Below are 20149 nucleotides of genomic sequence, written 5' to 3'. Positions count from 1 at the left end.
GCGAGTGTCTGTACCGATTCGATCAAGCGTGCCGACGACGTCCGCGCTCACTCGAGCGTGCCGTCGCCCCCGTCGCTCGCCGCAGGCGACTCGAAGGCGTCACCCGTCTCGGCACCCGGCGGTTCAATCGCGTCGACGAGTTCTGCGACGACGGCGTCGGGATCGACGTCGCTCAGGTCCGCGTCGGTGCTCAACACGAGCCGGTGGCGCAACACCGGTTCGGCCATCGACTTCACGTCGTCGGGAATCGCGTAGTCGCGACCGCGGATCGCGGCGCGCGCCTTGGCACCGTCGAGAAACGACAGCGTTGCACGCGGCGAGGCACCGTGGGCGACGTCCGCGTGCGATCGCGTCGCGGCGACGAGGTCGAGCACGTACTCCTTGACCGGCGGTGCGACGTGGACCGATCGAACGCTCTGGCGCGCATTGATCAGCGCCCGCGGCTCGAGGACCTGTTCGACGTCGTCGGGGCCGAGTTCGGGATCGTCGTCGAACCGGTCGAGCAGCTCTCGCTCGTCCGTCCGCTCCGGGAGGTCCAGCGTCAGCTTGAACTGGAAGCGGTCGCGCTGCGCTTCGGGGAGCTGGAACACGCCCTCGGACTCGATTGGGTTCTGGGTCGCGACGATCATGAACGGGTCCGGCAGCGAGAGCGTCTCTCCCTCGATGGTCACCCGCTGCTCCTCCATCGCCTCGAGCAGCGCGCTCTGAGTCTTCGGCGTCGCACGATTGATCTCGTCGGCGACCACGAGGTTCGCGAAGACGGGTCCCCGCTGGAGTTCGAACGTCCCCGCACCCTGCCGGTAGATGTGCGTTCCCGTGATATCGGCTGGGAGCGTGTCGGGCGTCATCTGGATGCGGTTGTACTCGAGCCCGGTCGTCCGCGCGAAGAGGTTCGCGAGCGTCGTCTTGGCGATGCCCGGTACCCCCTCGAGCAGGAGGTGGCCGCGAGTCAGCAACGCGATCGTCAAGTACTCGACCGCCGTCTCGTTGCCGATGAGAACGCGGTCGACCTCTCCGCGAAGTGTGTCGTAGACGACCTTCGGATCGCCGGTCGTGCCGTCGGCCGGATCGGTAGGACCGCTCATTCGTCGTCCCTACATTCTGAACGGTGATGGTTAAGCGCTCCCATCACTCGCTGTATCTGATCCTCGTCCCAGTCGGGATGGCGTCTGCGGAGGTACTCGGCGCGTTCGGCGTCGGAGAGGCCCGGGCCGCTCGGCCGAGCGTCGTGACTCCCCGCCGGACGGAACCGCGCCGGCAGCCGTGACTGCGCGGCCTCGAGTGCGGTTCGAGTCCGAACTCGCGAGGCCACCGCGACGAGGCCGATGCCGGCGGTGCCGACGACGAGCTGTAACAGCGGCGATCCGCGGATCGTCAGCACCGCAGCGGACAGCGGGGGTAATTCGGCCCCGTGCGAGCGGTCGACGATCACGTGATCGGCGTCGGCGTACAGCCCGCGGACGAACGCGGCGTTGTCCGGCTCGTCGTACATCGCGTTGATCGTGATGCTGGGATCGCCCACGACGACCACGCGACCCTCGCTGACGTTTTCGACCGTCGCGACCGGATACGACCGGAGGTTATCTTCCTCGTCCAGGTCGTCTTCTTCGGGGCCGAGATAGGCGAAATCGCTGGTCGAGGCCAGCACCGTCGCGTTTCCGGGCTCGACCGCGGTGGCGTAGTTGAGGGTCAACTGATCGACGCCGGTCGTGAGCGTGTGGTTCTCGACGCTCGTCGCGACCGGCATCGTCGGCCCGCGGAAATGATGGCGCTCGTCCCGGAGGAGCTGCCCGTCGGCCCGCGCGTCGGCACCGACCGCAGCCAGCAGCGCGTTCCCCGGCTCGCCGAAGTTCTCGAGGACGACGAGCGTCCCGCCCTCGGCGACGAACGCCTCGAGGCGCTCGGCGTCGGCCCCGTCGTAGGAGTCCGTCGGCGACACGACGATCGCGACCGTCTCGTTGGCCGGCAGTTCGTCGTACCGGGTCGTATCGCGGACGAGGTGGCGCTCGACGCCGGGATCGTCAGCGACGTCCGCCCGGAACGTCGACGATCCGTCCCACGACGGGTTGTAGGGGCCGAACGCGGTCGACGACGTCGCCGCGACGGTTCCCAGTGCGACGAGGACGGTGACGGCGAGTGCGAGCAACAGGACCCGCGGCCAGTCGGTCCGGCCGCCCTCGCCCAGCAGGCCACGGTGCCAGCTCATACGGGGATCACCTCCGGCGGGAGAATCTCGAGGATCCGACGGACGACGACGACGGCGAAGCCGACGAGGCCGAGTGCGATGAGCCATCGGAGCCGCCGCCGCCACGTCGGCGTGACGTTGGTCGGCGCGGTCAGCTCGGTGACGACGAGAAAGCCGATCAACGAGCAGACGAAGACTAGCTCGTAAGAGAGCGCGTTCAACAGCACGAGGACGAGGACCGTCGCGACCATCCACGCGACGTGCCCTCGGACGAACCGCATTCGGCGCTGGGTCGGCATGTACTCCAAGGCGCAATGTCGTGCCACCTAAACGTAGCGCCCGCCGCGATACGACTCGAGAGTCGCTGCGGCGACAATCGCGATCCCCGCTGGTCGAACGACCTCGGTGGGAACGATACGCCTTTCCGGATACCACGAAAAGTCCGACGCGATGTGGCCCTGGGGACACCTCGCCGTCGCGTATCTGCTATACTCGGTCTATCACCATCGACGCGGTGGTAGCCCGCCGCGAGCGCTGCCGGTGACCGTTCTGGCGATCGGCTCGCAGTTTCCCGACCTGATCGACAAACCGTTCGCGTGGACGTTCGGCGTCTTGCCCGGCGGACGGACGCTCACCCACTCGGTGTTCGCCGCCGCGCTCCTCCTCCCGGTCGTCTACGGGATCGCCCGTCGCGTCGGCCATCCCGACGTCGGAACGGCGTTCGCCGTCGGACACGTCTCGCACCTGCTCGCAGACGTTCCGCCGGCCGCGGTCTTCGGTGGCGACCTCTCCGCGACGACGTTCCTGTTCTGGCCCGTCCTCGAGCCACCTGCGTACGAATCGGTCGACGGGATCCTCGCCGCCTTCCTGCGGTACTCGATGGGGTGGTACGAGTGGGCCCAGCTCGGTCTCGTCTGTGTCGCGCTCGTCCTCTGGTACCGCGACGGAACACCGGGCCTCGGTGCCGTTCGACGTGCCCTCGGGAGTTCCGTCAGCAGGTCGGCGTAGCCAGAGAAGACCAGTGACCAGCAGCCGTGTACGAGGACAGGTTGTAGTTCACCGCTTCGAGCCGGTCCGTCTCGGCAGTTCTCCAAAGCCTCCCGTCGGAAGGAAGACAGCCCGTATTACGCGTGACGAGTGACCTGTTTCTGCATCTTCCAGTAGTGGCAGAGCGAGGTGACTGGCATCCAGTTATCTCGATAGGATCGTGGTCCCCTCGAGCAGGGGTCGGGAATGGAAACCGGCGAGAAAACGGTATTCCCCTTCCTCATCACAGCCGATACGGGGACGAGATTCGGTCGGTCAACGCGCTGATGAAGCTATCGGCACTCCGTCTCTGGGAGACGCTAATCTCCGTACGGATCGGTACAGTACAGCGACGGTCCGAATTGCACGTCCGCCTTCTGCACAGCCACGCCCCTACCCAACGGTAATTCGTCATTTCGGTGCCCGACAACGGATCTACTCGCTACTACTGATACCAGAGCAACGGTTTCGCGGGCCCGTGGCCGAGCAAGGTAATACCGTATGAACTGCGGTAAGTGGCTCCAAACAATACTCGCTGCCGAGAGGCCCTCGGAGGAGGCAGTTCCATGGTTCGCGATTCACAACCGAGCGCGGACGACACTGCTCGAGCGCGGACGACGGGCGATGATCTCACTTCAGCGACCGCCGCGTCGCCGGTCACCGTCCGCTGCAAGGGCGTCACCCACGAGTACGGCGACGACTCGTCCGGCTTTCGATCCGCGTCGTCCCGAACGGTGACCGCGCTTCGCGACGTTTCGTTCGCGGTTCGCGCCGGCGAGGTGGTCGGCCTCGTGGGGCCGAGCGGCAGCGGCAAATCGACGGCGCTCCACGTGGTCGGCGGACTCCTCGAGCCGAGCGCGGGCACCGTCGAGGTGCTCGGGACGGATCTCACCGGCATCTCTGCCGCCCAGCGAACGAAGCTACGCCGCGATCACGTCGGGTTCGTCTTTCAGCAGTTCCACCTGCTACCGTCGCTGTCGGCCCGGGACAACGTCGCCCTGCCGCTGGTCGAACGCGGCGTCTCCCGACGCGAGCGGCGGCGGCGGGCCGCCGAGTCCCTCGAGCGGGTGGGGCTCGGCGATCGGCTGACCCACCGGCCGGGCGAATTGAGCGGGGGCGAGCAACAGCGCGTCGCGATCGCACGGGCGCTGGTGACCGATCCCGAAATCGTCCTCGCCGACGAGCCGACGGGCGAGCTCGACACGGAGACCGGCAGGCGAGTACTCGATCTCCTCGTCGACGTCGCCGACGATCGGACGGTGCTGATCGCGACCCACGACGAGCGCGCGGTCGCGGTGACGGACCGCGTTCTCCGACTCCTCGACGGAGAGGTGACGACCGATGCACGATGATCGTTCGGGTGCGAACGATGGCTGACGAGCTGCCGGACCGGCCTCGAGGCCGCCGTCGGCGGCGCTGGCTCGGACTGTTCCGCGTGTCCGTCGGGCGGCAGGTCTCGCAACTGCGCCGGCTGCCGCGACAGACCGCGGTGACGGTCTCCCTCGTCGCGCTCACGATCGCACTCCTCGTCGTCGTTACCGGGATCTCGGCCGGTCTCGCGGCCGACTCGACGGGCACCGACGAGGTCGACGTCCGCGTGATGCCCGAGGGCGGTGGGACGCTCTCGCCGATCGTCGACGTCGAGACCGTGCGACTCGGAGACGTTCACGAGGGGATCGCGACGATCGAGCGCCGCGACGGCGTGGCGTACGCGACGCCCGTTCTCACGGACGTCGTCCGGATCCGGACCGGAGATGACGACGAGCCCGAAACCGTGCTCGCGATGGGCGTCGTCCCACCGGATGAACCGACGGCGGTGGAAGGCGTTTCGACCGCCTCGCTCGAGCCGGGCGATCCACAGTTCGCGAACGGGTCGTACGACGGCCCCCGGACGGGTGAGGTGGTCCTGACAGACACTGTAGCCGAGGAGATCAACGCGTCGGCGGGCGACGAACTCGCGGTTACGAGTCCGACTTCCGGAGGGGCATTCCAGGTTGGGAGTGACGGTCGTCCCTCCGACTATACGGTGACTTCCGTCGACGACACCGAGAACAACGATCTGTCCGGTGAACTCCCGCTCGTCGTTCTCCACCTGAGCGAACTCCAGTCGCTGACGGGGGCCGATGACGGCGATCTCGCCGACCAGATACTCGTCGAAACCGAGTCCGACGCGTCGACCGCGGGTGCCGAGTCGGCAGCCGCGGAGGCGTACCCGAACGCGACGATCCAATCCGGCAGCGAGAGTGGGTTCGCGTCGATTCGGAGCGACGAGCTCGCGCTCGCGACGAGCCTCGTCGCGATGGTCGTCGCAACCGCGATCTGTTCGCTGTTCGTTGCGACCTCGTCGGCGCTGACGGTCGACCGGGACCGGCAAGCGATCGCCGTGCTCGCAGCGATCGGCTTCTCGGTTCGGTCGCGATTGGCCATCGTCGCGATCACGACGCTCAGCCTGACGCTCGCCGGTGCGGTGGCCGGCGTCGCCCTGGGCGTCGTCGGCGTGTCGATCACGAATTACGCGGCGACGGCGACCGTCGCACCGGGGCCGATCGCGACGCTCCGTCCGGTGATGGTTCCCTACGCCGTCGGGGTCGCACTGGTCGCTGGCATCCTCGCGCTACCGTATCCGCTCTCCCTCGTCGCACGAACGAACGTCGTCGCCGAACTGGGTCGATGACCATGCGCCGGCTACTCGTCAAAGGACACGCGGTCGCCCGCCTCGCGGCCAGTCAGGCCCGCCACGAGCGCGGGCGGACCGTACTCGTGGTCCTCGCGATCGCATTGGCCGTCCTTGCCGTCACCCTCTTGGCCAGCCTCGGATTCGGCGTCATGCAGACCGGCGAGGAGCAGTTCGATCGGGCCGGACAGGACGTTTGGATCTCCGGGGAGTCGGTCGAGTTGACGGCGACCGGCGGTATCGAGAACCCGATCACGGACGCCCACGGGCTCGCCCGCGAGGTCGAGGAGCGCGACGACGTCGAATCCGCCTCGCCGCTGGCGTTCCACGCGGTCTACGTCGGGACCGAACCGGACGACCTCGAGCTCGTGACTGGTGTCGGCGTCCCCGGGACGGGAAATACCGCAACGGGCGACGGCTTCTCGGAGGGGAACAGTCACTACGCCAACGGCAGCTACGACGGCCCGATGAGTCAGGAAATCGTCATCGACCCGCAGACGGCCGACCTTTTCGACGTGGGCGTCGGCGACACGCTCTACGTCGGGACGAGCCGAGCGGACGCCCCGGAACGCGAGTTCGAGATCGTCGGTCTCTCTGGCGAGTACTCGCAGTTCCTCGGAACGTCGACGGTGACGATGCCGATCAGCGAGTTACAGGAGCTCGCCGGGACCACCGGGACGGATCGCGCGACGTTCGTGACGGTCACTACCGCGGACGGGGCAGACCGGGACGCCGTTAGCGAGGACATCCAGCGGTCTCACCCGGAGTACCACGTGCGGACGAGCGAGGATCAGTTCGAGTCGATGCTGGGCGAGTACCTGCTGGTGCTCGCCAGCGGGGCGACGCTCGTTGCGTTGGCGCTGCTGGCGGGAGTCGCGCTGACGACGAACACGCTCGTTCTCGTGGCCGTCCAGCAGCGCGAGGAACTCGCAGCGCTGCGGGCGCTCGGTCTCTCTCGCGGACTGATCGCCGGCGTCGTCGGTGGCCAGGGATTCGCCCTCGGTGCGCTCGGCGGCGCGCTCGGGCTCCTCGCGACTCCGCTCGCAGCTGTGGCACTCGATCGGCTGGCCGCCTCGGCCGTCGGCTTCGAGAACCTGTTGCGAACGCCGCCGACGGTGTACGCGGCGGGGCTCCTGATCGCCGTCGGAATCGGGACCCTCGGCGCGGTCGTCGCCGGCTGGCGAGCGGCGCGGTACGCCCGCGTCGACGAACTCGGCGCTTGACGACGAATACCCAGCGCGGGCTCCCGACCGCGTCCGAGCAGCCCATCCGTCATTTCGCGTGAAACAGGCGAGGACGACGCGGCTACGAACCCGGCGGCGGTTTCACCTCACCGACCTCGGTACCGGCTCCCGCGGTGCGAGCCGCCGAACCCCGTGGCACCGGATCGAGCGATCACTGCCGTCGACCGCCAGCCGCGCGCGAGTTACGTGCGAGGACACAGGCGGTAAAAATAACCCTGCTCCTCACCCGTTCGCCGCTCCGAATTGAACGCCGCTGTCGCGAATATGTTCCCCAGACATTCTCGGCGAATATATATGTGATTTACATTTGTAGTAAATATGTTGATTGTGGTGAGGGTATCGACAGCGAACGTTCCGGTCAGTGAACGAGTCGACAGGACCTGCTCGATAGCTTGATTCCACCGTCAGTAACTATCACGGAAAACGATGTATGAGCCGCTCAGTGCTTCTGCTAGGGGTTTTTACCGTGGCACCCACATCCCCACGATATGCGACTCCACAACAGGGAGGTCCGCCAGGACGTCCGCGAACTCGGTGCATTACTCGGGGACGTCCTCGAGGAACAGACGTCTCGCAAGGCGTTCGAGACCGTCGAGTCGTGTCGACGGGCCGCGATCGACTACCGATCAGGGGAACTCGAGTCGCGCGAACCGCTCGTCACGGAACTCCGGAACCTCTCGCCGTATCAACAGCGGATCGTCGCCCGCGGGTTCACGACCTACTTCGAACTGATCAACCTCGCGGAGGAGCGCGAGCGCGTTCGGACCATCCGGACGGACTCCCACGAGGGAACTCTCGACGACAGCCTCGAGACCGCGGCCCAGGAGCTTGGCGAGGCCGACGTCGAGACCGTTCGGCAGGTCCTGGACGACGTCTTGATCGAGCCGACGTTCACCGCGCATCCGACCGAAGCCCGGCGTAAGACGGTCAAGTCAAAGCTCCGGGAGATCTCGACGTACCTCGAGACGCTGGACGAGCGGCTGCTGACCGACAAGGAGGAGAGCCAGGTCTGGCGGGACATCGACGCGGAGATCACCAGCCTCTGGCAGACCCCGCAGGTGCGCAATCGCCAGCCCGAACCCGAGGACGAGGCGCGCAACGTGCAGTGGTACCTCGAGAACACGCTGTTCGACGTCGTCGGCGAGGTCTACGACGAACTCGACGACGCCATCGACGAGGAGGTCCCGGGCGACCTCGAGATTCCGAAGCTCTTCGAGTTCCGCTCGTGGGCGGGCAGCGACCGCGACGGCAACCCGTACGTGACCCCCGACGTCACCGCGAACACCCTCGAGCGCCAGCGGTCGGTCGTCCTCGAGCGGTACCGCGAACAGCTCAAGCGCCTCTCGGGCGTGCTGAGTCAGGACGGCAGCCGGATCGACGCCGGCTCCGCGTTTCAGGCCTCGCTCGAGCGGGACCGCGAACGCCTGCCCGGCAGCGCGCGCACCGCCGAGGAGCGCTACCCCGGCGAGCCCTACCGGCAGAAGCTCAAGCTCATGCGCGAGCGGCTCCGCCGCGTCGGCGACGTCCGGCCGGGCGGGTACGACGACGTCGACGCGCTCCTCGACGACCTCGAGATCATCGCACAGAGCCTGCGCAACAACGGGGCCGAGAGCGTCGTCGACGCGCACGTCGATCCCATCCGTCGGCAGGTCGCCACGTTTGGCTTCTCGCTCGCCAGTCTCGACCTCCGGGAGCACCAGGCGAAACACACCGACGCCATCGCGGAAGCCCTCGAGGCCGAGGGGATCGATTACCATGGCCTCTCCGAGGACGAACGCGTCGAGTTCCTGACCGACGCCGTGTTGCAGGACGAACCGGTGATCGACCTCGGCGACACCGAGGCGCTCTCCGACGACTCGGCGCGGGTCCTCCGGCTGTTCGACAGTCTCGCCGACTGGCAGACCGAGTACGGTAGCCACGCCATCGACACCTACGCCATCTCGATGACCGAGGAGCCCAGCCACGTCCTCGAGGTGCTGTTCCTGGCCGATCAGGCGGGCGTCGTCTCCCTGCCCGAGCACTCCGGGATCGACATCGTTCCGCTGCTCGAGACGGAGTACGCCCTCTCGGGTGCGCGCCGGATCATGGGCACGCTGTTCGAGAACGAGGCCTACGCACAGGCGCTCGAGGCGCGCAACCAGACCCAGGAGATCATGCTCGGCTACTCGGACTCGAACAAGGAGAACGGGTTCCTCGCCGCGAACTGGTCGCTGTACAAGAATCAGCGCCGGCTCGGCGAGATCTGTGACGACCACGACGTGACCATGCGGCTGTTTCACGGCCGCGGCGGCTCGATTTCGCGTGGCGGCGGTCCGATGAACGAGGCGCTGCTCGCGCTGCCGAACTCGACGGTGACGGGGCAGGTCAAGTTCACGGAGCAGGGCGAGGCGATCGCCGAGAAGTACGCCAACCCGCGGATCGCCGAGCGCAACATCGAACAGATGCTCAACGCCCAGTTGCGGGCGCGCAAGCAGTCGATGGACCAGCCCGAGGAGGAAGTCAGCGACGAGTGGGTCGAGGCGATGGAGACCATGGCCGACGCCGCCCGCCGCGAGTACCGCGACCTCCTCGAGAGCGACGGCTTCGTCCAGTACTTCGAGCAGGCGACCCCGATCACGGTCATCGAGGACCTCGACCTCGGATCGCGTCCGGCCTCCCGATCGGGCGAGCGCACCGTCGAGGACCTGCGAGCGATCCCGTGGGTGTTCTCGTGGACCCAGTCGCGGTGTATCCTCCCCGGCTGGTACGCGATCGCGACCGGCGTCGAGGCCTACCTCGACGACGGCGGCTCGGTGGAGACGCTCCAGGAGATGTACGACGAGTGGCCGTTCTTCCGGACGACGCTGGACAACGCCGCCCTCTCGCTGTCGCGAACCGAACTCGAGATCGCCGAGCGCTACGCGGACATGGCCGACGAAGACCTGCGGGATCGGTTCTTCCCCCGCGTCTCCGACGAGTACGAGCGAACGGCCGACCTGATCACCGAGATCGGCCAGCGAGACCGCCTGCACACCCGCGACTGGCTCGGCGAGAACCTCGAGCGGCGGAACCCCTACGTCGACCCGCTGAACATGCTGCAGGTCTACCTGCTCAACCGAACCCACCGAACGGACATCGAGGAGCGGACCCTCCGACTGACCGTCAAGGGAATCGCGGCCGGCATGAAGAACACAGGGTAAGTACGTTCGTTACTCGGTCCCCGACCCTTCGTACGGGTTCTCCGGGGCAGTCCCGTCGCGTTCGGTCGACGGCGCATAGCGGGTCGCCGCTTCGACTCGCCCGCGTTCTTCGAGGAAGGCCGCGTACTCCTCTCGGGCTGGAACGCAGTCAGGCTCGAGATCGATCGCCCGTCGGAACTGTCGGTCCGCCGCCGCATCGTCGCCGCGTTCCGCGAAAAACCCGGCGTAAGCGATTCGAACTGCCGGCAGCTCCGGTCCGAGGGTCATCGCCCGTTCGATACGACTTTCGGCATTGGCGAGGTCCCCCCGTTCGACGAGGACGTCGGCGTAGTTGGCGTGGGCGACTGGATGCTCCGGATCGAACTCGAGGGCACGTTGGCAGTGGCGTTCGGCCTCGTCGTATCGGCCCCGCTCGCGAAGTATTTCCGCGTAGTTGACGTGAGCGACCGCCGCGTAGTTGGCGCCGTTTATCTCCTCGTCGACGGCCAACTCGAGCGCGCGCTCACAGTGCGCTTCGGCGGCACCGAACTCCTCTCGACGGGCGAGCACGGCCGTGTAGTTGACGTGTGCGAGCGCACAGTCCGGATCGATCTCGAGGGCGAGACGGCAGAACCACTCCGCTGCATCGGTTTCCCAGCTCTCGAGGAGAAAGCCGGCGTAGATGGCGAAGGGGTCGGGCTCGTCGAGCTCGTAGTCCTGCACGGTGTCGATCGCGCGCAGAATGTGCCGTTCCGCGGCTTCGTCGTCGTCTTTCCTCCAGAGGGAAGTGGCATACCGACTGCGGAGGTCCACTCGCGAGCGGACGAACGATCCCTCCTCACGATCGGTTACGGAGCCGAAGACGGCGAACAGGAAGACGACGCCGGCGAGCCACGCCCATTCGATGGACGGGAGTCTCAATCCGCCGCCGGAGACGTAGGATATCGTGACCCCGATCCACAAAACGAGAAGCGTGAATCGAAGCGCAGTGACTGCTGTCGTCGCGAGCCACGCCTGTCGCCCCTCGAAGCGACCTAGCGCGACCAGGGTACTCGTAACGTCCGATTTCGATGGCGTCGCCAGCTGGATACAGCCGATTCCCTGAACGAACAGTACCAGGAAGAGCAGTCGACCAAAGGGGAACCCCAGCCCACCAACGGTTTCCAGCGCGACCGTGATCAGGACGGCCGGAACCAACAGTACAAACGGGGCGAGGCTCGTGAGGATCGCTGCCTGGGCTGGCGGGAGGCGGTGAGGAACGACGTGCGAGTGCCCCACTCCGGGGTCCCAGAACGACCATCGGATGCGGTAGTCGATGTCGTAAATCCAGTAGATTACTGCGTGAGAAAGTTCGTGGAGGACCACGCCTGGGAAGAAGACGAACTCGAGGATGCGCTGAGAACGTATCGTAGCCATGGTCGGGTCGTTCGAATCTGCCATTCGAAAGACGGCCATATAAGATTACGTCCGTAAATTGTGGCAGTCAAGAGGGTTTCGATTAGTGACGGGACACGGCTCGAGCCCTCTCCACGATCGGGCACTCACCCGTGTACGACGCTGGTGGCTTCCGGAATTGTCCGTCGAGTAGGCCCCTCCTCGAGTATCCCGCCGTCCCGTCGCTCCTCGACGGACCACCGGAGACGAGACACTGCAGCGACTCTCGACGTGCTCGAGAAGTCCCGACCCGCTGTAGCTTCGAGAAGTAGTCACAGGCCGGACGGGAAATCGAAACGGGTAAAAAGGTCACTCGGGTAGGTAGGAGTGAGCCGAGATAGCCTAGCCCGGCCAAGGCGGTAGATTCGAAATCTACTGTCCTCACGGACTCGGGAGTTCAAATCTCCCTCTCGGCGCTTTTCCGACGCCAATCCGCCGAGCGGAGCGTCCGCTCGCCGGAGCCGACTCTCGACCGGCCCGTTTGCGTCGAACGTGTTCGATTCCGCTCTCCGCTCGCGCCTCGAGCGGCGGCCGTTCGCCGCGGATCGAACCGCGGACACGACTGCGAACGGCGGCGCGTCCAGGCCCCCATCACTCGCAAGCAGGGTCTCTATGCAAAGACATGTGATATGTTTATCGACACGATCACAATGATCGCCACTCGAGAGACAACGGTTCCGACACGGTGGGGACGATGAGTTCTGACGACGAACCGGCGGACGACGAGGAGGTGTTTCATCCGCTCGGCGAGTCCTGGCAAGACGATCTCGAGGACGTCCTCGACGATACCGAGTACGACACGGAGCTCGGGATGGAGATGGCGAGAGACGCCATGCGAGTGACGAAGGGGGAGCTCTCGGAAGAAGCGTTCCACGAGCGGTATCACGACGACGTGATGGACGAGTTCGGCGAGGACCAGCGACCGATCGCGAGTCCGGACGACGGCGATGGACGGATGGAGTCGATGCTCTCCCGACTCGGTGCCGACGAGGAGTCCCGTCGGGAGATGCTCAAGAAGATGAGCGCGGGGGCCGGGTTCGTCGGGCTCAGCGCCTGGGGAACGGCGGAAACGCAGGGTGAGGATCAGCCGGAGCTGGCCGTCGAGGAGACGACCGAGACCACGGAGACCCCGGACACGCAGTGGGGGATGACGATCGACCTCGAGCACTGCGACGGCTGCCTCTCCTGCGTGACCGCCTGCAATCAGGAGCACAACTGGGACGAGGGGGCAAACTGGATGTACGTCCTCGCCTACGAGGACAGCACCGTCGAGTCGCCCGAACCCGACGAGTACGAGAGCGTCCGCGATTTCAACTACCTCGTGCGGCCGTGCCAGCACTGTACCGACGCACCCTGCGAGAAAGTCTGTCCGACGACGGCACGTCACACGCGAGATTACGACGGGCTCGTCCTGACCGACTACGAGGTCTGTATCGGCTGCCGGTACTGTCAGGTCGCCTGTCCGTACGGCGTCAACTACTTCCAGTGGGACGAACCGGACGTCGATCGCAGCGAACTCGAGGAGGACGACATCACGGACGCGCGCGGCCGGCGGGTCAGTCGACGCGCGCCGCGGGGCGTCATGTCGAAGTGCGTCTTCGACCCGGTCCGCCAGGACGGGGAAAAGGGCGAGCAACTCGTCGGCACGAGCGCCTGCGAACAGGCCTGTCCGCCGAACGTGATTCAGTTCGGCGACAAGAACAATCCGGCGAGCGACCCGCAGCGGTACGAGGAGAACCCGGCCCGGGCGCGAACGATCATCCAGTTGGACGCGGAACTGCCGTCGCAGGATACGCTCTCGTCGTCGCTTCAGGGCACTGACGGGAACCTGGACGCCGTCATCGAAAACGTCGACGACCTGACCGAGGAGTTGGTCGCCCTCGCGAAAGCGGTCGACCTCACGACCGAAGAGTACGAGGAGGAGCCGCCGCCGGGCGACTCCCTCCCGGACAAGGAGGAGACCGTGCTGAGCGTCGTCAGCGCCATCGAGGACAGCGGCGTCAACCTCGAGAGTCAGGAGAATCTCGTCCGGCTCGGGCTCGCGGAGGAACCCGGCGAGGGCGAGGAGTTCCAGGGACCGAGCGAGGCGCTCGCACAGGAGCGGTTCGAGGACTTGATCGACGCTCCCGACTCGGAGTTCAAGCTCCTCGAGGATATCGGGACGAATCCGAACGTCACGTATCTCGGCAACCAACCCGGGGCGAACGCCGAACAGGTGCCCGGACCGACCTCGTACGCGGACGTCGATATGGTCGATACGCGCCAGGAGGTTCTCGAGGATCGGACCGTCGGCCCCGATTTCTCCACGTAGCCGGCGCGCTGACGGCTCCGTGATCGACGTCGCCGTCCCAACGGTCGGCACGTCGCTGGGGCCCTCGACGACGAACGCCCGGAGCACGGGGCCTCGGCGACGAATCGACAGCGTCGAGCCCCGTCGGTAGACAGGTGGCAGGAGGCGTTACGACTGGTTGATCGTCGGCGGACGGGACTGATCGCGGTCGGCGACCGCTGACTCGGGCTCGGCAGCGTCCCGGGAGAGGGCCGCGACGAGCGTCAGCAGTAGGTACTGCTGGTGAGTGTTGTAGCCGCCCTGCGACCAGGTGATTCGACGGACCGTCTCGCTCGAGAACGGGCTGGCCAGCTCGTCGGGTTTGCTCGTCGCGTCGACGAGGGCGGTCGGTGGTTGTCCGGACGAGCCGCCGCCTCGACCCAGCATTTGGAGGACCCGTTTTTTGAGTGCGGGGTGCTCGGACAGCCACTCGTAGCCGGCGTGCTTGACGCGGTACTCGAGGGAATCGATGGGCGCGCCGTAATCGACGTACTCGACGTCGAGGGTGTTCGGATCGAGCGCGGCGAGGAACTCACGGTAGAGGTTCGTCCGCCGCTTCTGTTCGGGCGGACACGCCATCGCCTCGGTGAAAAACGGCAGGGAGTAAAACGGCGTCGTCGACCACAGGTAGTATCGCGTCCGGTCCTCGCCGGTGTTGAGGTAGTTGAATCCGCGCTCGCGAACGAGGAAGTGAACGAACTTCCCGTCGTGGTCGGACTCGGGATACGAGATGAGTCTGTCCCGGATCGACGCGCGGAGCGTGTCCGGGTCGGCGTCGATGAGGGAAGCCACGTCCTCGAGCGAGTACACCTGCTGATCGTCGAGAATCGCGTCCACGAGTTCGTCGATCGAATCGACGTCTTTCGACGGTGTCAGGTCGGGGAACGCCTTGTCGCCGCCGTCACCAGTGATGAACGTGGCGCGGGGATGGTCCGCCGACACCTGTTCGGCGAAGTTGAGACCCAGGGACATGCTCAAGTTGTTCATTCCCTGCGTCATGTCGAGCAGCGCTTCGCGGTGGCGATCGGTCCTGTCGACGACGTACGACTCCCAGGGAACGTCGAGCGCGTTCGCTACCTGTCGTGCGACGTTGACTTCGGCGGTGTTCGCGCCGTCCGCTCGCATCGATGTCGCGGCCGTCAGTGTCCCATCGACGCGAGTGTACCCGGCGATCGCCGCCCGCGAGTCGAGGCCACCGCTGAGCGAGATGAGCGTTTCCTCGGAGACGCTGGCGCGGTTTTCGCACGCCTCGACGAATTGATCCCGGAGCCGTCGGGCGTTCGCCTCGACGCGTCGATTCCCGTTCGCGTGGACGTCGAACTCGAACTCGTGTGTCGACGTCACCGACTCCGCGCCGACCTCGAGCAGCGATCCCGGCGGAAGCCGTTCGACCCCCGCGTACAGCGTTCGCGTCCCGAGCGGGTAGCCGAGGAGCAGCAACTGCCCGAGGGCGATCGGATCGGGCTCGAGTTCGTCGCCGAGTGCCCGACCCAGTTCTCGAACGACCTTGAGCTCGCGCGTGACGACCGTCGTCCCATCGATCGTCGCGCGATAGGTCGGCAGTCGCCCGAACGCGTCGTTGACGGCCCACATCGTTCCGTCCGCGTCGTCGATAACGAGGAGCAGGAAGTCGCCGTCTCTGGCGGCCACCCACTCCGAGAGCGCCTCGGTGTCGCCCTCGCGTACCAGCGTCGCGGCTTCCGAGACCGCCGCGTCGACGTCCGCGGTACCGTAGAGATACCCTTCCAGCACGACTGTCGACGCCTCCGTTTCGAACACGGATACCGGATACTCGTCGTACTTCGTGTACGCGACGATGGGGTCATCGGTCCGGACGTTGTGGCGCTGATAGGCGTCGGTAAACCGAACGGAGTCGAGAACGTCGTCGACGACATCGTCGGCAGTCGGCTCTCCGAGAACCGTAATTCCAGGCATACTGGAGGGGAACCACTCGAAGGGGATTATTATTCAGCAGTTAAATCAGTCGAACGGATCTCTCACGGTGATTCGACCGCAGTGGTCGGTGCGACGGGGCGTCCTAAAAGCGGGCCGACTCCCTCGCAGTGGCCTCCCGATCGACGGCCCGATCGGATGCGGGTGGTGCGTTGGCGGCGATGCCCGACGGTCGGCGAGCGCGGGACTAGAGCTCGTACCCGAAATTGAAGTCGCCCTGCCACTGCACCCGTTCACCGCGGAAGTCGGTTTCGCCGTAGTGGCGGTTGCCCGTCCACAGCACGTTCGAGAGTTCCGTATCGGGATCGCTCATGACGAGCCCGTCGAAGAACGAGCTCTCGACCGAGTGATCGGCCCCGCTCTCGGCGAACCGGAGGCTCGCGTCGTCGGAATCGATCGAACAGCCGTCGATTCTGATCCGATCGATGCTGCCGTCACCGTCGGTGACGAAGAGACCGTGGCGATCGGTAGACGACTGCGACGAAACGTCGAACTCGCAGTCGGTGAACGTCACCCGCGACGATCGGACGGAGACCGCGTAATCGGAAACTGACGGGCTCGTCCGATCCGTCAGCGAACAGCGGTCGAAGACCGCCTGTGCATCGCCGCTGTCGTCGATACGAATGGCGCGGCCGTCGGTTCCCGTGTCGGTGAGGGACACGTTCGTCAAGCGGGCCGGACCGTCCTGCGTCAACCGAACTAATTCGGTATTCTTCCTGACCTCGTTCGTCACGTTCAGTCCGTCGATTCGTTGGTTCCCGTCGTCCTCGAGCCAGAGTCCCGTCCACGGAACCCCGGGGTGTTCGGTCATCGAGATCCGGCAGTTCTGTGCCGAATCGTTCGTTCCGAGCCGGATGTGTGCGGCACCACAATTGTGCGTGTGGCAATCGGAGAGAACGTTTCGACCGGAATCGTGCGAGACGTAGAATCCGTGAGAGATGTACCCCGCCGCCTTGCAACTCTCCCAGTGATTCGTCCCCCTGTTGTAGATCTCCGAGGCGAAGGGGATCGCGAACCCGAAGTGGGAGTCCCGATCGTAGTACGTGTCACCGTTGACGAGGTGACAGTTCCTGATGACGTTCGTCGTGGTCGGTAGTCTCCCGTCGACCATGATCGTGTGGAGGTCGCCACCGTAGGTCGGCTCCCGCTTGTTGCGCTGCCCGCGCATGGAGACGTTCTCGATGAGGCCGTACCTGTAGGTGTACCAGCGACAGATGCCGGCGTCGTACTCGCCGCTGATGTCGACCTGAACGTTCCGAAGGACCGTTCGCTGGGCGTTCGGAAGCGACGTGTCGATGGTTCCGACGGTCATCAGACGGTCGACGTCCTGATCGGTCACTTCGAGGACGGCGAACGGTTCGCCCACGATCCCCAGAAACTCGTGGGCCCCGAAGTGGACGTTGTCGGTGTCGACGTACCACGTCCCCGCGGGAATCTTGTAACAGTGGTTTCGTTCCGTCGGTTCGAACGAGTAGTAGTGATCTTCGATCGCGCCCCACAGGTCGTCCGCCTCGGGTTCGACGCCGAGATCGTCGCGGACGTCGACGACGTTCGGGTTCGTCTCGCCGCGAACGGTAACGGTGTCCGCATCGGTGTCGGTCACCGAGATCGACTCCCCGAAATCGAGGTGCGACACGTCGTCGTCGACCGTCGTTCCCGAGTCGCTCACAGCTATCGACGCGGCCTCCTGACTCTGCGCCGCGGCGATACCGGCGTTCCGCGAACTCGTCGCGGCGACACCGCTGAGAGCGCCACCGATCCCCAGGGCACCGAGCATTCGTACGTACGAACGACGCGACGTCTCACCGCGAGCGCTTCCCGATCGATCTTCCTGATTGTCTTCGTCCATCACGAGCATACCGTCACGAATTCCCGGATTTGTTATACCCATTCTACTGATAATTGTGCGTCAGCGAACGTCGGTCGGTCCGTTTCCTCCCTGCAACGGTCGCCGAGGCGGTCGGTAGGTAGTCCCATCCGAGACGTGATCCACCCCGTCGCCGTCGGCGAGAAACCGACGACTATAGCCGGTCACGATTCCGATAGCCCGAGCGTACGACGCACGTTCTCGTTCGAACGTATCCGAAACCAAACGTCTTTCAAGCGATGCGAGCCGAACTATCGACTATGGACCCTCGAAAGCGACTGATCGTCGGAAGCCTCTGGATCGGGGTCGCAGCCATAATGGCGACAACGCTCGACCTCGGTGTGCCGTCCTCGGCGATCGATTTCGCTCGCCTGTTCGTCGTCGCCCTCGCCCTGTTTCTCGCGGGCGTCTACCTGTTCGATCCGTGGAACGTCGTCAGCGATCCCTTCCGGCAGGGCTGACCACGATCGGCCAGGCGGCACCGCTCCGACTGCCAGTCTGGATCACGAGAATCGTGAAAAACGAGCCGCGCAACCGCCGGTCGACTCGCTCCCGGTCAGTCGTCGGCCGGTGCGAGCGGCCGCTGGTCGGCCGCGAGCAATCGATCGAGCGCGTCGACCATCGCCGTCACGCTCGCACGGGTGATGTCGGCCTCGCTGCGGGCGACCGTCACCGAGCGATCGTTGCGAACCATGGTCACCTCGACGGTGACGACGGCGTCGGTGCCGCCCGTGACCGCGTCCACGTGGTAGGACTCGAGTTCGGCGTCGGCCATCGAGCCGAGCGCCTCGCGGATGGCCGAGACGGCGGCGTCGACGGGACCCGACCCGGTCCCGCTGGCGACGCGTTCCTCGCCGTCGACGGTCAGTCGGATGCTCGCAGTGGGGACGGCACCCCCGCTGGTGGCGGTGAGATCGAGCAGGTCGACGACGCGGTCTCGATCCTCGCCGGTGACGTCCTCGGCGATGGCCAGCAGATCGGCGTCGGTGACGCGACGACCGCGGTCCCCGAGTTCCGTGACGCGGGTCGCGATCTCCGCGATTTCGTCGCCGTCGGCCTCGACGCCGTGCTCCTCGAGCGTCGCCGCGACGCCCGCGCGGCCGGTGTGTTTCCCCAGCGCGAGCCGGCGCTCGCGGCCGACGGTTTCGGGCGCGTACGGCTCGTACATCTTGTCGTCCTTGAGCGTCCCGTCGGTGTGGATGCCGCTCTCGTGCGTGAAGGCGTTCTCACCGATGACGGCCTTGTTCGGCGGGAGCTGGACACCGGTCACGCGCGAGACGATCTGTGCGAGATCGTACACCTCCTCGAGTTCGAGGGTGTCGACGTCGTAGACGTGCGAGAGGGCGATGGCGACCTCTTCCAGGGCGACGTTGCCGGCGCGTTCGCCGAGCCCGTCGACGGTGCAGTGAACGAGATCGGCACCGGCCGAGACGGCCGCGAGCGCGTTGGTCACGCCGAGTCCGAGGTCGTCGTGGGTGTGAGCGCTGACCGGCCCGAGTTCGGCGAGCCGGGAGACCGCCTCGTGGGTGTGTTCCGGTCCGGTGTGGCCGACGGTGTCGGCGAAACAGAATCGCTCCGCACCCGCGTCGAGGGACGTCTCGGCCAGTACCTCGAGATAGTCGAGGTCGGCCCGCGAGCCGTCCTCGCCGATGACCTCGACCCAGAGGTCGTGGTCTCGAGCGTAGGACACGAGCTCGGCCGTCGCCTCGAGGTTGTCCTCGCGGGAGGTGCCGACTTTCTCCTCGATGTGGCGGTCGCTAGAGGGGACGACGATGTGGACGCCGTCGACGTCGCACTCGAGCGCGAGGTCGATGTCGCCTTTCATCCCGCGACAGAAGCTGGTGACGCGCGCGTCGAGGTCCAGATCCGTGACCCGCGAGATCGCCTGTCGCTCACCCGCGCCGGTACAGGCGCTCCCGGCCTCGATGACGGCGACACCGGCTCGCTCGAGCGCTCGAGCGATCTCGACTTTCTCGTCGGGCGAGAGCGAGACGCCCGGGGCTTGCTCGCCGTCGCGAAGCGTCGTGTCGAGAAGGCGCACTGTACGGTCCGATGCGATCGTCTGGTCGGCGGAGTGAGTTACAGGCAAGAGTGGTGGTGAACTGCGGTTACGTTCGTCGGAGAATTTCGCATCCAGCCGGGTCGCCCCGACTTCCTCTATCCTCGTCGTGCGGCAGTGAGATGGAGTCTCGTGCCATTGTACTGTGGGCTATCGTCTCATGCTGACTTAAATCCGCCGGTCACGGCTCGCGTCGCTCCCGTTCCGGTTCGATACGCGA

The 20149-nt window shown here is 65.9% G+C and carries 14 protein-coding genes and 1 tRNA gene; 8 read left to right on the top strand and 7 right to left on the bottom strand.

All coding sequences use genetic code 11. The features are described 5' to 3' along the window. Positions 1–47 precede the first annotated feature (47 nt). From BMX07_RS03780 to BMX07_RS03770, 3 genes are read right to left on the bottom strand one after another with little or no spacing between them, the layout of a single operon-like run. Positions 48–1085 (bottom strand): AAA family ATPase, encoded by a 1038-nt coding sequence (locus BMX07_RS03780; protein WP_090613907.1) that lies wholly within the window; start codon positions 1083–1085, stop codon positions 48–50. Then, positions 1082–2206 carry a DUF4350 domain-containing protein gene (locus BMX07_RS03775; protein ID WP_090613904.1) on the bottom strand — a complete coding sequence of 375 codons (1125 nt, stop codon included), beginning with the start codon at positions 2204–2206 and terminating at the stop codon, positions 1082–1084. The genes BMX07_RS03780 and BMX07_RS03775 overlap by 4 nt, the downstream gene beginning before the upstream one ends. Beyond that, positions 2203–2484 (bottom strand): DUF8044 family membrane protein, encoded by a 282-nt coding sequence (locus tag BMX07_RS03770; RefSeq protein WP_090613901.1) that lies wholly within the window; start codon positions 2482–2484, stop codon positions 2203–2205. Before BMX07_RS03770 ends, BMX07_RS03775 begins: the two co-directional genes overlap by 4 nt. Positions 2485–2635: 151 nt before the next feature. Here BMX07_RS03770 and BMX07_RS03765 point away from each other — a divergent pair, with 151 nt between their 5' ends. The 5 genes from BMX07_RS03765 (at position 2636) to ppc (ending at position 10308) form a co-directional block, all read left to right on the top strand. Further along, entirely contained in the window at positions 2636–3193 is a 558-nt protein-coding gene (locus BMX07_RS03765) for a metal-dependent hydrolase (protein WP_090613899.1), read from the top strand. Between the two features lie 584 nt (positions 3194–3777). Further along, complete coding sequence (locus BMX07_RS03760) at positions 3778–4563, top strand: ABC transporter ATP-binding protein (RefSeq protein ID WP_090613895.1); 786 nt, start codon at positions 3778–3780, stop codon at positions 4561–4563. A gap of 17 nt (positions 4564–4580) precedes the next feature. Beyond that, the gene (locus tag BMX07_RS03755) at positions 4581–5885 is read left to right on the top strand and encodes an ABC transporter permease (RefSeq protein ID WP_245742036.1); all 1305 of its coding nucleotides are present in this window, start codon (positions 4581–4583) and stop codon (positions 5883–5885) included. Between the two features lie 2 nt (positions 5886–5887). Beyond that, a complete protein-coding gene (locus tag BMX07_RS03750) occupies positions 5888–7108 on the top strand; it encodes an ABC transporter permease (protein WP_090613892.1) in 1221 nt (406 codons plus the stop codon). 509 nt (positions 7109–7617) lie between these two features. Further along, on the top strand, positions 7618–10308 hold the full coding sequence (gene ppc / locus BMX07_RS03745) for a phosphoenolpyruvate carboxylase (protein ID WP_090613890.1): 2691 nt from the start codon (positions 7618–7620) through the stop codon (positions 10306–10308). 9 nt (positions 10309–10317) lie between these two features. Here the strand turns inward: ppc and BMX07_RS03740 are convergent, their stop codons facing one another. Further along, positions 10318–11703 carry a tetratricopeptide repeat protein gene (locus BMX07_RS03740; RefSeq protein ID WP_175480028.1) on the bottom strand — a complete coding sequence of 462 codons (1386 nt, stop codon included), beginning with the start codon at positions 11701–11703 and terminating at the stop codon, positions 10318–10320. A gap of 349 nt (positions 11704–12052) precedes the next feature. Here BMX07_RS03740 and BMX07_RS03735 point away from each other — a divergent pair. After that, positions 12053–12137: transfer RNA gene (locus BMX07_RS03735), tRNA-Ser, on the top strand. Between the two features lie 278 nt (positions 12138–12415). Further along, positions 12416–14032, top strand: a complete 1617-nt coding sequence (locus tag BMX07_RS03730; protein WP_090613884.1) for a 4Fe-4S ferredoxin N-terminal domain-containing protein — start codon at positions 12416–12418, stop codon at positions 14030–14032. A gap of 147 nt (positions 14033–14179) precedes the next feature. On the opposite strand, the gene BMX07_RS03725 is transcribed toward BMX07_RS03730, so the two are convergent. Both BMX07_RS03725 and BMX07_RS03720 read right to left on the bottom strand, forming a co-directional pair. Further along, on the bottom strand, positions 14180–15985 hold the full coding sequence (locus BMX07_RS03725; protein ID WP_090613881.1) for an asparagine synthase-related protein: 1806 nt from the start codon (positions 15983–15985) through the stop codon (positions 14180–14182). Positions 15986–16190: 205 nt separating this feature from the next. Then, positions 16191–17861, bottom strand: a complete 1671-nt coding sequence (locus tag BMX07_RS03720) for a right-handed parallel beta-helix repeat-containing protein (protein ID WP_090613878.1) — start codon at positions 17859–17861, stop codon at positions 16191–16193. A gap of 269 nt (positions 17862–18130) precedes the next feature. Here BMX07_RS03720 and BMX07_RS03715 point away from each other — a divergent pair, with 269 nt between their 5' ends. After that, positions 18131–18331: a hypothetical protein gene (locus tag BMX07_RS03715; RefSeq protein ID WP_090613875.1), complete on the top strand. Its 201-nt coding sequence runs from the start codon at positions 18131–18133 to the stop codon at positions 18329–18331. Positions 18332–18426: 95 nt separating this feature from the next. Here the strand turns inward: BMX07_RS03715 and BMX07_RS03710 are convergent, their stop codons facing one another. After that, positions 18427–19959 (bottom strand): (R)-citramalate synthase, encoded by a 1533-nt coding sequence (locus tag BMX07_RS03710; protein ID WP_090613872.1) that lies wholly within the window; start codon positions 19957–19959, stop codon positions 18427–18429. Between the last annotated feature and the right edge of the window lie 190 nt (positions 19960–20149).

The sequence above is a fragment of the Natrinema salaciae genome (genome assembly GCF_900110865.1).
Taxonomy (GTDB): Archaea; Halobacteriota; Halobacteria; order Halobacteriales; family Natrialbaceae; genus Natrinema; species Natrinema salaciae.
The sequence above is the reverse complement of the archived record's forward strand: the minus strand, read 5'-3'. Positions and strand labels throughout refer to the sequence as shown.

Excerpts from the sequence above, each read along its gene's own strand:
- BMX07_RS03740 (WP_175480028.1), bottom strand. The coding sequence starts at position 11,703 with ATGGCTACGATACGTTCTCAGCGCATCCTCGAGTTCGTCTTCTTCCCA.
- ppc (WP_090613890.1), top strand. The coding sequence starts at position 7,618 with ATGCGACTCCACAACAGGGAGGTCCGCCAGGACGTCCGCGAACTCGGT.
- BMX07_RS03760 (WP_090613895.1), top strand. The coding sequence starts at position 3,778 with ATGGTTCGCGATTCACAACCGAGCGCGGACGACACTGCTCGAGCGCGG.
- BMX07_RS03770 (WP_090613901.1), bottom strand. The coding sequence starts at position 2,484 with ATGCCGACCCAGCGCCGAATGCGGTTCGTCCGAGGGCACGTCGCGTGG.
- BMX07_RS03750 (WP_090613892.1), top strand. The coding sequence starts at position 5,888 with ATGCGCCGGCTACTCGTCAAAGGACACGCGGTCGCCCGCCTCGCGGCC.
- BMX07_RS03755 (WP_245742036.1), top strand. The coding sequence starts at position 4,581 with ATGGCTGACGAGCTGCCGGACCGGCCTCGAGGCCGCCGTCGGCGGCGC.
- BMX07_RS03730 (WP_090613884.1), top strand. The coding sequence starts at position 12,416 with ATGAGTTCTGACGACGAACCGGCGGACGACGAGGAGGTGTTTCATCCG.
- BMX07_RS03720 (WP_090613878.1), bottom strand. The coding sequence starts at position 17,861 with ATGCTCGTGATGGACGAAGACAATCAGGAAGATCGATCGGGAAGCGCT.
- BMX07_RS03775 (WP_090613904.1), bottom strand. The coding sequence starts at position 2,206 with ATGAGCTGGCACCGTGGCCTGCTGGGCGAGGGCGGCCGGACCGACTGG.
- BMX07_RS03725 (WP_090613881.1), bottom strand. The coding sequence starts at position 15,985 with ATGCCTGGAATTACGGTTCTCGGAGAGCCGACTGCCGACGATGTCGTC.
- BMX07_RS03780 (WP_090613907.1), bottom strand. The coding sequence starts at position 1,085 with ATGAGCGGTCCTACCGATCCGGCCGACGGCACGACCGGCGATCCGAAG.
- BMX07_RS03715 (WP_090613875.1), top strand. The coding sequence starts at position 18,131 with ATGGACCCTCGAAAGCGACTGATCGTCGGAAGCCTCTGGATCGGGGTC.
- BMX07_RS03765 (WP_090613899.1), top strand. The coding sequence starts at position 2,636 with ATGTGGCCCTGGGGACACCTCGCCGTCGCGTATCTGCTATACTCGGTC.